Origin of the sequence: Bacillus sp. ISO11, assembly GCF_003458115.1 — a bacterium.
In the GTDB taxonomy this organism is placed as follows: domain Bacteria; phylum Bacillota; class Bacilli; order Bacillales; family Bacillaceae_G; genus Bacillus_A; species Bacillus_A cereus.
Genome location: NZ_QXCO01000008.1, coordinates 107,081 through 120,520, shown reverse-complemented (window position 1 = coordinate 120,520; position 13,440 = coordinate 107,081). Strand labels below are relative to the sequence as shown.

Here is a 13,440-nt window from a genome sequence, read left to right as displayed (position 1 = left end):
CAGAATTGTCTTTTGATTTGCAAATGCTCATTTTTCGATTTTTCGATTAATTTTGTTTATTATATACAAAAATATATGTAGAAAAGCGAAAAATATGATGAGAAACGTTAATAATTATCGAAATAATAAGCGATATGACAATAAAAAACAATAAACTGAATTTATGGAATATTTTTAACAAGTAGTAGTTTGCTCTTTTCTGATAGAGCGTTTTCAAGTACAATATAAATGACTGAATCATCTAACTATTTAGGGGTATAGAGGGGGGAGAAGAGATATGAAACGTAATCCGCTGATTCCGTTCGCTCTTATTGCAGCATTGGGTATTATCGTTATGTTTGTATTTTCATTTCAGGGGCTAAATAAATCTAAAGAGTTAGCTGATGCAAAAAATGGCGGGAAGCCAGCACAAACGGCATCAAAACCAGAAGATATTGTGAAGCAAAGCTGTACGAGCTGCCATGGTGATCAGTTACAAGGGGCAGTTGGACCTAACTTACAAAAAATTGGTGGGAAACTTTCAAAGGATGAAATTAAAGAAATTCTTTCGAAAGGAAAAGGCAATATGCCTGCCAATATAGTTCCAGCTGATCAAGCCGCTAAAGTAGCTGATTGGTTATCGAAGAAAAAATAAAGTTCCGTATGACAAGCCTTTTGCTTATGCAAAGGGCTTGTTTTTCTATATTTTCTAAAATACGATGAATGATAGAGCGGTGAATTGTTGTTATGGGCTTGCAACAACTACTATAAATTCATTATCATGGAGACAGACTGACAAGAGAAGGAGTAATGGAAATACATGAATGAAGTAAAGCTTTCAAAACGATTAGAAGAAGTTGTACGTGAAATACCAGTAGGATCTACAGTTGCTGATATTGGATCGGATCATGCGTATTTACCGTGTTATACAATTATAAATAATATTGCTACAAAAGCAGTTGCAGGAGAGGTTGTAGATGGACCATTTCGCTCTGCGCAAGCAACTGTAGCTGAAAGTGGTTTACAAGATAAAGTAGATGTGCGTAAAGGGAATGGATTAGCTGTTATCGCACCAGGAGAAGTAGATGTAATTACGGTTGCCGGAATGGGCGGAGCGTTAATTCGTGACATTTTAGAAAGTGGTAAAGAAAAATTAGAAGGTGTAACACGTTTAATTTTACAGCCTAATATTGCAGCGCATCATATTCGTGAATGGTTTATTGAGAATGGTTGGGAGCTTATCCATGAAAAAATCGTAAAAGAAGATGGGAAAATTTACGAAATTTTAGTAGGGGAGCGCGGAAATGTTGTAGCGCCTTACTCTGAAAATAAACAAGCTGAATTGTTTATGGGACCATTTTTAATAACAGAAAAAAGTGAAGCCTTCGTTGAAAAATGGGAAGGAGAATTAAAAAACTTCCAAAATATTTTAAAACAGTTAGAACGTGCGGCTGATTCTGAAGAAACAAAAGCGAAGCGTGGGGAAGTAGAAGCGAAAATGAAAATGATAGGGGAGGTTTTATCATGAGTAAAATTCCAAACGGCCATGAAATTATTTCTTTATTTGAAAGTATGTATCCGAAGCATTTGGCAATGGAAGGAGATAAGATTGGTCTGCAGATTGGAGCGCTTAATAAACCCGTGCAGCACGTATTGATTGCGCTAGATGTAACGGAAGAAGTTGTGGATGAAGCAATTCAATTAGGGGCAAATGTCATTATTGCTCATCATCCTTTAATTTTTAACCCGTTAAAAGCGATTCATACAGATAAGGTGTATGGGAAAATTATTGAAAAGTGTATTAAAAATGATATTGCAATCTATGCAGCGCATACAAATGTGGATGTTGCTAAGGGCGGGGTAAACGATTTACTTGCTGAGGCGTTAGGATTGCAAAATACAGAAGTTTTGGCACCGACATATGCAGAAGAAATGAAAAAAGTTGTTGTGTTTGTGCCAGTCACTCATGCAGAAGAAGTAAGGAAAGCATTAGGAGACGCAGGTGCTGGTCATATCGGCAATTATAGCCACTGTACGTTTAGTAGCGAGGGTACAGGCACATTTGTACCTCAAGAGGGGACAAATCCTTATATCGGGGAAACTGGACAGTTAGAACGTGTAGAAGAAGTGCGAATCGAAACGATTATTCCAGCTTCCTTACAGCGGAAAGTGATTAAAGCAATGGTAACGGCGCACCCTTATGAAGAAGTAGCGTACGATGTGTATCCGCTTGATAATAAAGGTGAAACGTTAGGCCTAGGAAAAATAGGATACTTACAAGAAGAAATGACGCTTGGCCAATTTGCAGAACATGTGAAACAATCATTAGACGTGAAGGGCGCAAGAGTTGTCGGTAAGTTAGATGATAAAGTGCGTAAAGTAGCTGTACTTGGTGGAGATGGTAATAAATATATAAACCAAGCGAAATTTAAAGGAGCAGATGTATATGTAACTGGTGACATGTACTATCATGTTGCTCATGATGCGATGATGCTCGGTTTAAATATAGTTGACCCAGGACATAATGTTGAAAAAGTAATGAAACAAGGTGTGCAAAAGCAATTACAAGAAAAAGTGGATGCAAAGAAACTCAATGTACACATTCATGCTTCGCAGTTACATACAGATCCATTTATATTTGTATAAGAAAAATAAAAACCGTTGCTCATGTAAGCAACGGTTTTTATTATTGTTCTTTTTTCACTTTCACGCGAGGTAATATTTTTTGTAACGGTACTTTTCGAACTCTTTCCCATGTAGCGGGATTCATTGGGTCATATTGCTCTAAGAAAGCGATAACTTCTTTCGTAATTGGCGTTGGAGTAGAAGCACCTGCTGTAACAGCTACGTTTTCTACACCTTGTAGCCACTCTAATTGAATTTCGCTTACATCAGCAACTCGATATGCTTTTGTACCCGCGATTTCTTGTGATACTTGTGCTAAGCGATTTGAATTGTTACTTTTCGGATCACCAACAACAATTGTTAAGTCTGCAACATCAGCTTGTTTAGCGACAGCTTCTTGGCGAACTTGAGTAGCTAAACAAATTTCTTTATGGAATTCTGCTGTTGGGAATTTTTTTTGAATGTCCTCCATTAAATGTTGAACATCCCATTGACTCATCGTTGTTTGATTTGTTACTAAAATTTTATCTGTTGGGATTTCTAAGGTTTTTAAATCATCGGCTCTTTCGATAAGGTGAACGATGTCAGGTGCAATACCAACTGCGCCTTCTGGCTCTGGATGATTTTTTTTACCGATATAAATGACATGATACCCTTCCGCTTTCTTAGCTTCGATAAGGTCATGCGTCTTGGTAACATCTGGGCAAGTGGCATCGATTGTTGTTAAACCTTTTTCTTTTGCGCGTTGTTTAACTTCTGGAGAAACACCGTGTGCTGTGAAAATAACAGTACCAGAATCAATTTTATCTAAAATTTCTAAGCGACTTGGACCGTCTAATGTGATGATTCCATCTTCTTCAAAAGCGTCTGTAACATGTTTATTGTGAACAATCATACCTAAAATATAAATGGGTCTCGGCAATGATTTATCTAATGCAGCATTACGTGCAATTACCATTGCATCGACAACACCGTAGCAATAACCACGAGGGGAAATTTTAACAATTTTCATATGAGTAATCCTCTCCTTCTAAACAAGGGATACTTTTGTGCATAGTCTTTTACATTATAAAGGAGGAGTGGATAGAAAACAAAGGATTGTTACACATATAGTTTTGGTTTTGTTGCTGTTTGTTGAACTGGTTCTTTCGGTAACTCTTTTTCTATTACAGGTTCAATCACTATTTTCTTTCGTTTTCGTTTCTTTTTTTGAGGTGCAGGAGGCGGACTTTCTACCTCAACTGGCTCTGTTACATTTTCCGTTTGATTTTCTTCCGTACTTTTTCCAGAGGTGAGGATTTTAACAATGCTTGGTAGACTACGCATAATAGGACCATACTGTTCGACGACAGGACCTACAGATTGAACGACTTGAGATACTTTTTCGATGTTGTTTATCATATTAGTGGGATTCGAAATTAAGTTCGAAAAGAAACTGCCGATGCCACTGCTTGCTGTTGCCGCAGCTGTAGTTGCGCCGCCGCGCGTTTCATTTGATTCATACATTTGAGGCGGTATCATTTGCTCAGGGTGTTGCTGCATGTATGGTTGATATTGTGGATGTTGCTGCTGATATTGTTGGTGGTATTGCTGCTGATATTGCTGTTGATATTGTGGCGGTGGTGGTTGCTGATGCATCATCGGTTGCCCTTCCATTTGTCGGTAAGGTGGAACCATTTGCATAAAAGGCTCGGTTGGATCGTGTTTTTTAAAAAGCTTAGCAAGAAAACCTTTCTTTTTTTGTGCCATTGGTGGTAGTTGTGGAATTGGATATGGTGTATAAGGTTGTTGCCCTGGATTCGGATACATTTGCCTTGTAGGGGATTTCGGAAACATGTGAGAAATCCTCCTTTCTTCAGTTAGGTATATACACATACAATATGCAATAAAAGGGAAGAAGGTTAGTTTTTGAAGTGAAAACCTAAACTAAAGATGGATTTTACTTGTAGATTTCGATATAATGTAGACTTGACTGATTTGTGCGCGCAGTAGAAATTTTAGAAAGAAGGTGTAACTTATGACACAACAAACTTTTACACAGTATGATTTTAAACCATTTTTAATAGATGCAGTTCGTGAACTACGCTTTACAGAGCCGACAGGAATTCAGCAGAAAATTTTCCCGGTCGTGAAAAAAGGTGTAAGTGTAATTGGACAATCCCAAACAGGTTCTGGGAAAACACATGCATACTTACTTCCTACATTAAACAGAATTAATGCAAGTCGTGAAGAAGTACAACTTGTTATTACAGCGCCTACTCGTGAGTTAGCACAACAAATTTACGAAGAAATCGTGAAATTAACAAAGTTTTGTGCGGAAGACCAAATGATTACAGCACGTTGTTTAATTGGTGGAACTGATAAACAACGCTCAATTGAAAAGTTGAAAAAACAACCTCATATCGTAGTTGGAACACCAGGACGTATTAAAGATTTAGTAGAAGAGCAAGCATTATTTGTTCATAAAGCAAATACGATTATTGTCGATGAAGCAGACTTAATGCTTGATATGGGATTCATTCATGATGTAGATAAAATTGCAGCACGCATGCCTAAAAACTTGCAAATGTTAGTTTTCTCTGCAACAATTCCTCAAAAACTAAAACCGTTTCTGAAGAAGTATATGGAGAATCCAGAGCATATTCATATCAATCCAAAACAAGTTGCAGCTGGAAACATTGAACACTATTTAGTGCCTTCTAAACATCGTAATAAAATTGATTTAGTGCATAAAATGCTACTTCAATTTAAACCGTATTTAGCAGTTGTTTTCACGAATACGAAAAAGATGGCAGACCAAGTTGCTGATGGATTAATGGAACGTGGCTTAAAAGTTGGACGAATTCACGGGGATTTATCACCACGTGATCGTAAAAAAATGATGAAACAAATTCGTGACCTTGAATTCCAATATATTGTTGCGACTGATTTAGCAGCACGTGGTATTGATATTGAAGGGATTAGCCATGTTATTAACTATGAGCTACCATCAGATTTAGATTTCTTCGTTCACCGCGTTGGAAGAACAGCACGTGCGGGGCATTCTGGTATTGCAGTGACGATATATGATCCAGCAAACGAAGAAGCGTTAGATAGTTTAGAAAAACAACGTCATATTGAGTTCAAGCATGTAGATTTACGCGGAGATGAGTGGGCCGATTTAGGTGAGCGTCGTCGTCGTAAGAGCCGTAAAAAACCAAATGACGAACTTGATGTTATGGCAACGAAAGTTATTAAAAAACCGAAAAAAGTAAAACCAAACTATAAACGTAAACTTGCAACAGAACGTGACAAAGTGAAGAAAAAATATGGCAATAAAAAAAGATAAGGGGTTTCCCTTATCTTTTTTTATCCCGCTATTTGTGGGAGATGTAATCAATATGGATAGAAAAGTATTGATTAAAGTTTCACTTAATCCAGCTAATTTAAATGAAAAGTATAGTCTGTATAAATAGTCATATAAATTTGTGTAGTGCATCTTTTGTGAACAAACAATTCACTACATATTTCTACAAATTATGCTATCATTATATCTATTGTATATTGAAGAGGTGATTGTATGTTAAAGATTGGATCTCATGTTTCCATGAGTGGTAAGAAAATGTTATTAGCAGCAAGTGAAGAGGCTGTTTCATACGGTGCAACAACGTTTATGATTTATACAGGTGCACCGCAAAATACACGAAGAAAACCAATTGAAGAATTGAACATAGAAGCAGGAAGAAAACATATGGAGCTGAACGGAATTGAGGAAATTATCGTCCATGCGCCGTATATTATTAATGTTGGGAATACGACGAAGCCAGAAACATTCCAATTAGGCGTAGACTTTCTTCGCATGGAAATTGAAAGAACATCGGCATTAGGTGTAGCGAAACAAATTGTTCTTCACCCAGGAGCGCACGTTGGTGCTGGAGCAGATGCTGGTATTCAACAAATTATTAAAGGGCTTAATGAAGTATTAACGCCAGAACAGATGGTTAACATTGCGTTAGAGACGATGGCAGGAAAAGGAACAGAATGCGGTCGTAGCTTTGAAGAAATTGCAAAAATTATTGATGGTGTAAAATATAATGAAAAGCTATCTGTATGCTTTGATACGTGTCATACGCACGATGCAGGATATGATATTGTAAATGACTTTGACGGCGTATTAAACGAATTTGATAAGATCGTTGGTATAGATCGTTTACAAGTACTTCATATTAATGATAGTAAAAATGTACGCGGAGCAGGAAAAGACCGTCATGAAAACATTGGATTTGGTCACATTGGGTATAAAGCATTGCATCACATTGTACATCATCCACAGTTAATGCATGTACCAAAAATTCTTGAAACACCGTATGTAGGGGAAGATAAAAAAGATAAGAAGCCACCATACAAATTGGAAATCGAAATGCTGAAAAACGGCACTTTTGATGAAGGGCTTCTTGAAAAAATTAAAGCGCAATAAGGAGGGGGAAATCCCCTCCTTATTTTAGTAGTTGCTGAAATAATGTATTTACTTGTTGGGCAGTGGCAGGGGAAGTTACTTTTGCGATTTGTTTTAAGAGCTCTAGTCGCTCGTTGTTATCGTAAATATTAATATTTTTACCCTTCATAAGTAAAACGATTTGATCAGCTTGTGCGGCTGTAATGGGAACTTCATATTCTTTGCTATATTTTAATAACTCTTTTGTAGAAATATGATTTAATTTTTTATTAACAATTTGTTTAATGAGGTTCATCTTATTATCCTCCTTCACGCGTTCTTCTATCGAAATATATGAGCATATAGCTTGTACATATTCGTATGGAGTTTCTTTTTTCATGAGGAAAAGAAGCGTATGTTATAATATAAGGACAAAACTACAGAAAAAGAGTAAAGGGAGGACTTATGGAGCAAAAGCAACATCGAAAAGAAAGTGTTATTCATCTCATTTATCGTTTAGTTATGATTATTTTTGGAGCAGCATGCGCGGCGGTAGCAATTGAACTATTTTTAATGCCAAATAAAATTATTGATGGTGGAATTATTGGTATTTCTCTTATATTAGATTATCTTACTCCTAACATTTGGTGGTTAAGTTTTTCTACTTTAGTCGTTGTTCTCAATATCCCATTTATGTATTCCGGTTATAAGCAAATTGGAAAAACATTTATGTTATCTTCGACATTTGGTATTGTAGCATTAGCTTTCATTGAGTCAACGTTACATGCGGTACCACCATTTACAACAGAACCTATTTTAGCGACAGTGTTTGGTGGTCTTATTTTAGGTCTTGGTGTAGGACTTGTAATTCGTCATGGTGGATCGCTAGATGGAACTGAAATTATGGGGATTTTATTAACGAAGAAATTACCGTTCTCTGTTGGTGAATTCGTAATGTTTGTGAACTTATTTATTTTTGCATGGGCAGCATTTGTGTTTGGTGTGGAACAAGCGATGTATTCTGTTATGACGTACTATATCGCATTTAAAACGATCGATACAGTAATTCAAGGGCTAGATGAAACGAAGGCGGTTTTAATTGTATCTGATCAATATGAGGAAGTATCAAACGCGATTTTGCATCGTCTTGGCCGTGGAACTACAAAGCTTGTAGCGAAAGGTGGTTACACGGATAAAGAAAAAGAAGTTATTTATGCAGTTGTAACGCGTCTAGAAGTGACGAAGTTAAAATCAATTGTGCATGAAATTGATGAAAATGCGTTTGTTACGATTATGAGCACGCAAGAGACAAATGGTGGTAAGTTTAAATCGGCTATTCACTAAAAAGTTTATAGGAATATTTTTCGAAAGCAGAGAATTTTTCTCTGCTTTTTGTTATAATAGTAAGGTTTCTTGAAAAAATAGATATATTTTAGGCAGATTGGTTTACAACTATAATAAGCTGTACTATAATTCAAATAGATATAAATCGGAATCATTCTGAATTAAAATAGGTGAGATGCTATGAATAATATATTAGAAATTGAAGGTTTAACATTCCGATACGAAGATCGGAATGTGTTAGAAAATATTAATTTGCAAGTTCCGAAGGGAGCTTTTTTAGGTTTAGTGGGACCGAATGGTTCAGGTAAATCAACTTTACTTAAGTGTTTATTAGGTGTTTTAAAGCCAAAAGAAGGAAGTATTCGCGTGTTTGGCGTTGATAGTAAGAAGTTTAAGGAATGGAACAAAGTTGGTTATGTATCCCAAAAGGCAAATAGTTTCAATTCTGGTTTTCCAGCAACTGTTTCTGAAGTTGTGTCAATGGGACTTGTTTCGAAAAAAGGGCTTTTTCGCTTTTTCACAAAAGAGGATAAGAAAAAGGTAGAAAAAGCAATTGCTGATGTAGGGATGAGTGAGTTTCAAGGTCGTAACATTGGAGAGCTTTCTGGTGGACAGCAACAGCGTGTATTTATTGCTCGTGCGCTCGTTAGTGATCCTGAATTGCTTATTTTGGACGAGCCTACTGTTGGAATCGATGTGAAAAATGTGGAAAGTTTTTACGAAATATTAGAGGATTTAAACAAAAGGCTCGGGATCACATTAATTCTTGTTACTCATGATATGGGAGCTGTTACTGAAAAAGTAACACATGTTGCATGCCTAAACCAACATCTACATTTCCATGGGAATGTAGAGAAGTTCCGAGAGTTAGAAGATGCAGAAATGTCCGTCTTATATGGACATCATGTTCATCGTTTAGAACACGAACATGAGCATCACGGGAGGATATAATGATACAAGATTTTTTACAATATGACTTTTTACGTAATTCTTTATACGCAGGTATTTTAATTGGACTTGTTGCACCGTTAATTGGTGTGTTTGTTGTTATTCGTCGTTTATCTCTTATTGCGGATGCATTAAGTCACGTGACGTTATCGGGTATTGCAGCAAGTTTATTACTTGAAAAAACCATTTTTACAGGTGGGTTTTTAAACCCCTTATATATGGGGATGATTTTCTCGATTGGTGGAGCGCTACTAATCGAAAAGTTACGAACTGTATATAAGCACTATCAAGAATTAGCAATTCCAATTATCCTTTCGGCAGGGATGGGGGTTGGAGTTATTTTCATTTCACTTGCAAATGGATTTAACACAGACTTATTTAGTTATTTATTTGGTAGTGTCAGTGCTGTAACAAGTACAGATTTAATTATTATTGGGATTGTAGCAATTGTTGTTGTTGCGACAATTATTTTATTATATAAAGAGCTGTTTCTATTATCATTTGATGAGGAATACGCAGTATCAACTGGTTTAAGAGCGAAATGGATTCACTTTATTTTCATTATATTAGTTGCTCTTGTCATTGCAGTATCAATGCGTGTAGTGGGGGTTCTTCTTGTATCATCATTAATGACGTTACCAGTTGCAGCAAGTATTCGTATTGCTAAAGGATTTAAACAAACAATTTTCTTTTCCATTTTATTTGGTGAAATTGCAGTAATTGGTGGAATGTTTGCTTCGTATCAACTTGATCTAGCGCCAGGTGGTACAATTGTTATGATAGCAGTTCTTATTTTAATCGGTGCGATTTTATGGAAGAAGAAAAAAACTGCATAAAGTAGGGATAGGTATGAATCTAACAGAAGCTTTACGCCTAATGAAAGAAAAAGGATACAAACATACTGGAAAAAGAGAAGAGATGCTCAGATTATTTGCAGCACATAATCGTTATTTAACTGCGAAAGACGTTTTAGAGCATATGAAGGACGATTATCCGGGGCTTAGTTTTGATACGATTTATCGTAACTTAACAGTTTTTGCTGAGATTGGTGTTTTAGAACAAACGGAATTAAATGGTGAAAAACATTTTCGTTTTACTTGTTCTATTATGGAACATCATCATCATTTTATTTGTTTGGATTGTGGGGGAACGAAAGAGATTACTTCCTGCCCAATGGATTTTATGAATAAAGATTTTACCGGTTATGAAGTAACGGGGCATAAGTTTGAAATATATGGTCGTTGTCCAAAATGTGCAAAGTAAAAGCTCGTCGGTTATATAACTGACGAGCTTTTTTACGTAGAAAAGAAGGTTGCTCACAAATGTTGTGGCAACCTTCTTTTTATTGTTCTTGTGTCTCTTTTTCTTTTTCTCGTTCAGCAGCCATTTCAGCAGCAATTACGTCGATTTCTTTTTTCAGTTCTTCTACCATTGTTTCTTCTGGTACTTTACGAACGACTTGCCCTTTACGGAATAATAATCCCTCTCCACGTGCACCGGCAATACCGATATCAGCTTCACGAGCTTCACCAGGGCCATTTACAGCGCAACCAAGTACTGCAACTTTAATTGGTACTTGAAGTGTAGAGATGTATTCTTCCACTTCGTTAGCGATGCTAATTAAATCAATTTCAATACGACCACAAGTTGGACAAGAGATAAGTGTTGCTGCGTTAGACGCAAGACCGAATGATTTTAATAGTTCACGAGCAACTTTTACTTCTTCAACTGGATCAGCACTTAATGAAATACGTAGTGTATTTCCGATGCCTTTATTTAAGATTGCTCCAAGACCAGCAGCACTTTTTACAGTTCCGGCAAACAATGTTCCAGATTCTGTAATACCTAAATGTAATGGATAATCAAAAGCACGAGCAGCTTTCTCGTATGCTTCAATTGCTAAGTTAACATCAGAGGCTTTCATAGATACGATAATATCGTGGAAATCTAGGTCCTCTAAAATTTTAATATGATGTAGCGCGCTCTCAACCATACCATCTGCAGTTGGGTACCCGTACTTTTCTAAAATATGACGCTCTAATGAACCAGCGTTTACACCAATACGGATTGGAATACCGCGCTCTTTTGCTGCATTTACAACAGCTTCTACTTTATGGCGACGACCAATGTTACCTGGATTGATACGTACTTTATCAATGCCGCCTTCAATTGCTTTTAAAGCAAGGCGATAATCAAAATGAATATCAGCAACAAGTGGAATGTTGATTTGTTTTTTTATATCAGCAATAGCATCTGCTGCGCGTTCATCTGGAACGGCAACGCGGACGACTTGACAGCCGGCTTCTTCTAAACGCTTAATTTCAGCAACTGTTGCTTCAACATCATGTGTTTTTGTTGTTGTCATACTTTGTATAATTAATTCATTATTACCGCCGATTGTTAAATTACCGACTTTAACTGGACGTGTTTTTGTACGATGAGTCATTTCATTCACGAATAGATCGCTCTCCTTATAAAAGAAGTTTCTTATTTAGTCCCTCATATCAATGATAGTATACGTGATATAGGGCTATAGAAACCGAAGTACTCGGTTTCACTTTTACTATTGTATCAGCGCCTTTATGTAATTGACAAGGATTAAGTGATAGCTTATTGATATAAGGGGAATTTATAAGACTTTCCAATTTGTATTTTTGTAGCAGATGTACTTTTGTTTAATTGTTTAAAGTCGTCAATGACTTTTTCTATGGAAGGAATTTTTTTCTTGTTAATTTGTTCTGTAATAGAAAGAACTGTCTCACCAGTTTTTACTTCAATTGTTTTATAAGATACATCCGTTTCTTTTTCTGTTTTGTTCTCTTTATTCTGCTGACTGTCTGTGTTTTCTTTTTTAATCGTTTGAGCAGCAGTTGTTTTTTTATATGAACTTAACATCGGTAAAGTACCGATTTTTATATCGTAATAAAATATATAACCGAGAACAAGCACGAATAGGAATATACCTAATCTCTTCATATTCTTCACTCCTTTGCTAGGAATATATGCTTGTCCAAAAAAAAAATGCCTATTTAGGCATTTTTTTTCGTTCTTATTTTTCTTTCGGTTTTGGAACTTCTTTAATCGTTAAGTACAGAACAATTAAAACAACTGCGATATAGATGAATGTTGATCCAGGTACGACAATCTTACATGCATCCATAATCATAAAGAAGATTGTTGGGATTGTGTAGCTGTATGCAGTTAGTGTCCAAACTTGTTTATAGGATAGTTTACGTTGACCGCTCATAGCAGAACCGATGAACGCAAGTAAAGTCACACCTACAAAAGTGATGAATAATTGGAATAGGTACACTAAGAATCCAATAACAAATAATAAAATTGGATAAATATTATCGAATAAAGAAATAAATTCTTGTAGATCTTTTTTCTCAAGAGATGCACCTAACAAATCGTTATAAGAATACGTTTGTATTTGACCATTTCCCATAGAGACTACTTTATCTTTTAAAACAAATAAACCTGTTTTATTTTGATATTTTTCTAGGTCTGTTGAATTTGGATCAAATACGAAAAGTGCATTTCCTTCTTCTTTTTCAATAGGTTGATCAATATCGGCTTTTAGTTCGCCATTTTCAATTTTAAAATCAGGTAAATCTTTATCGATGACTTGATTTACCATGCTTACACCATCTTGGATAAAACTACCGTACAAAAAAGTTCTTGGAATAGTAGTAATTAAGCAAAGTAGCATAATATACAAAATGGTTTTACCGATTTTTTGAAAACGGAATAGCGCCATATCTTTAGGCGAGTATATGCTTTTTACGAATTGGGTAAATATGGACATAGATTCACTTCCTTTATGTATGTATAAAATCATTGTAACGTAGTAATCTAGAGAATCTCAAGATATATTATATTTACATATAGTGGAGATAACTAAATTTCTTTTATTAACTTTCTTCTTTTAAATAAGAAAAATACAATTGACACTTTTCTTTTCTATATGGTAAATTTATCTTACATTTCTTAAAGAGCATATCCGATAGGAATTCCTTTATTTGATATGTTGTTACATACATAATTGTGGACCCTTAGCTCAGCTGGTTAGAGCAGACGGCTCATAACCGTCCGGTCGTAGGTTCGAGTCCTACAGGGTCCATATCCAT

15 protein-coding genes and 1 tRNA gene are annotated in these 13,440 nt (G+C 35.9%); 10 read left to right on the top strand and 6 right to left on the bottom strand.

Annotated features, from left to right (window positions below; all coding sequences use genetic code 11):
• Positions 1–277: 277 nt before the first annotated feature.
• From cccA to D1166_RS11055, 3 genes are all read left to right on the top strand, one after another.
• Complete coding sequence (gene cccA / locus D1166_RS11065; RefSeq protein ID WP_000828141.1) at positions 278–634, top strand: cytochrome c550; 357 nt, start codon at positions 278–280, stop codon at positions 632–634.
• Between the two features lie 165 nt (positions 635–799).
• A complete protein-coding gene (locus D1166_RS11060) occupies positions 800–1,507 on the top strand; it encodes a tRNA (adenine(22)-N(1))-methyltransferase (protein WP_001006545.1) in 708 nt (235 codons plus the stop codon).
• Positions 1,504–2,625 (top strand): Nif3-like dinuclear metal center hexameric protein, encoded by a 1,122-nt coding sequence (locus D1166_RS11055; RefSeq protein ID WP_000036233.1) that lies wholly within the window; start codon positions 1,504–1,506, stop codon positions 2,623–2,625. Before D1166_RS11060 ends, D1166_RS11055 begins: the two co-directional genes overlap by 4 nt.
• A gap of 40 nt (positions 2,626–2,665) precedes the next feature.
• Here the strand turns inward: D1166_RS11055 and D1166_RS11050 are convergent, their stop codons facing one another.
• The gene (locus tag D1166_RS11050) at positions 2,666–3,616 is read right to left on the bottom strand and encodes a 4-hydroxy-3-methylbut-2-enyl diphosphate reductase (protein ID WP_000706659.1); all 951 of its coding nucleotides are present in this window, start codon (positions 3,614–3,616) and stop codon (positions 2,666–2,668) included.
• A gap of 89 nt (positions 3,617–3,705) precedes the next feature.
• Positions 3,706–4,440: a VrrA/YqfQ family protein gene (gene vrrA / locus D1166_RS11045; protein ID WP_000484170.1), complete on the bottom strand. Its 735-nt coding sequence runs from the start codon at positions 4,438–4,440 to the stop codon at positions 3,706–3,708.
• A 181-nt stretch (positions 4,441–4,621) separates the two neighbouring features.
• Between vrrA and D1166_RS11040 the strand changes: the two genes are divergently transcribed.
• Positions 4,622–5,932, top strand: a complete 1,311-nt coding sequence (locus tag D1166_RS11040; RefSeq protein ID WP_000194015.1) for a DEAD/DEAH box helicase — start codon at positions 4,622–4,624, stop codon at positions 5,930–5,932.
• Between the two features lie 231 nt (positions 5,933–6,163).
• Positions 6,164–7,060, top strand: a complete 897-nt coding sequence (locus tag D1166_RS11035) for a deoxyribonuclease IV (protein ID WP_097856091.1) — start codon at positions 6,164–6,166, stop codon at positions 7,058–7,060.
• 19 nt (positions 7,061–7,079) lie between these two features.
• On the opposite strand, the gene D1166_RS11030 is transcribed toward D1166_RS11035, so the two are convergent.
• Positions 7,080–7,334 (bottom strand): DUF2624 domain-containing protein, encoded by a 255-nt coding sequence (locus D1166_RS11030; RefSeq protein ID WP_001048954.1) that lies wholly within the window; start codon positions 7,332–7,334, stop codon positions 7,080–7,082.
• A gap of 149 nt (positions 7,335–7,483) precedes the next feature.
• Between D1166_RS11030 and D1166_RS11025 the strand changes: the two genes are divergently transcribed.
• From D1166_RS11025 to D1166_RS11010, 4 genes are all read left to right on the top strand, one after another.
• Positions 7,484–8,362 carry a YitT family protein gene (locus D1166_RS11025; RefSeq protein WP_000435963.1) on the top strand — a complete coding sequence of 293 codons (879 nt, stop codon included), beginning with the start codon at positions 7,484–7,486 and terminating at the stop codon, positions 8,360–8,362.
• A 180-nt stretch (positions 8,363–8,542) separates the two neighbouring features.
• Complete coding sequence (locus tag D1166_RS11020; protein ID WP_001059662.1) at positions 8,543–9,313, top strand: metal ABC transporter ATP-binding protein; 771 nt, start codon at positions 8,543–8,545, stop codon at positions 9,311–9,313.
• Entirely contained in the window at positions 9,313–10,146 is an 834-nt protein-coding gene (locus tag D1166_RS11015) for a metal ABC transporter permease (protein WP_000613815.1), read from the top strand. The genes D1166_RS11020 and D1166_RS11015 overlap by 1 nt, the downstream gene beginning before the upstream one ends.
• Positions 10,147–10,159: 13 nt before the next feature.
• Positions 10,160–10,573: a Fur family transcriptional regulator gene (locus D1166_RS11010; protein ID WP_001054516.1), complete on the top strand. Its 414-nt coding sequence runs from the start codon at positions 10,160–10,162 to the stop codon at positions 10,571–10,573.
• A 79-nt stretch (positions 10,574–10,652) separates the two neighbouring features.
• Here D1166_RS11010 and ispG read toward each other — a convergent pair whose 3' ends face one another.
• From ispG to yqgB, 3 genes are all read right to left on the bottom strand, one after another.
• Entirely contained in the window at positions 10,653–11,756 is a 1,104-nt protein-coding gene (gene ispG, locus D1166_RS11005) for a flavodoxin-dependent (E)-4-hydroxy-3-methylbut-2-enyl-diphosphate synthase (RefSeq protein WP_153577907.1), read from the bottom strand.
• A 164-nt stretch (positions 11,757–11,920) separates the two neighbouring features.
• Entirely contained in the window at positions 11,921–12,286 is a 366-nt protein-coding gene (yqfZ, locus tag D1166_RS11000) for a protein YqfZ (RefSeq protein WP_000825416.1), read from the bottom strand.
• A 73-nt stretch (positions 12,287–12,359) separates the two neighbouring features.
• Complete coding sequence (gene yqgB, locus D1166_RS10995) at positions 12,360–13,118, bottom strand: protein YqgB (protein ID WP_000021899.1); 759 nt, start codon at positions 13,116–13,118, stop codon at positions 12,360–12,362.
• A 241-nt stretch (positions 13,119–13,359) separates the two neighbouring features.
• Between yqgB and D1166_RS10990 the strand changes: the two genes are divergently transcribed.
• Positions 13,360–13,433: transfer RNA gene (locus D1166_RS10990), tRNA-Ile, on the top strand.
• Positions 13,434–13,440: the final 7 nt, after the last annotated feature.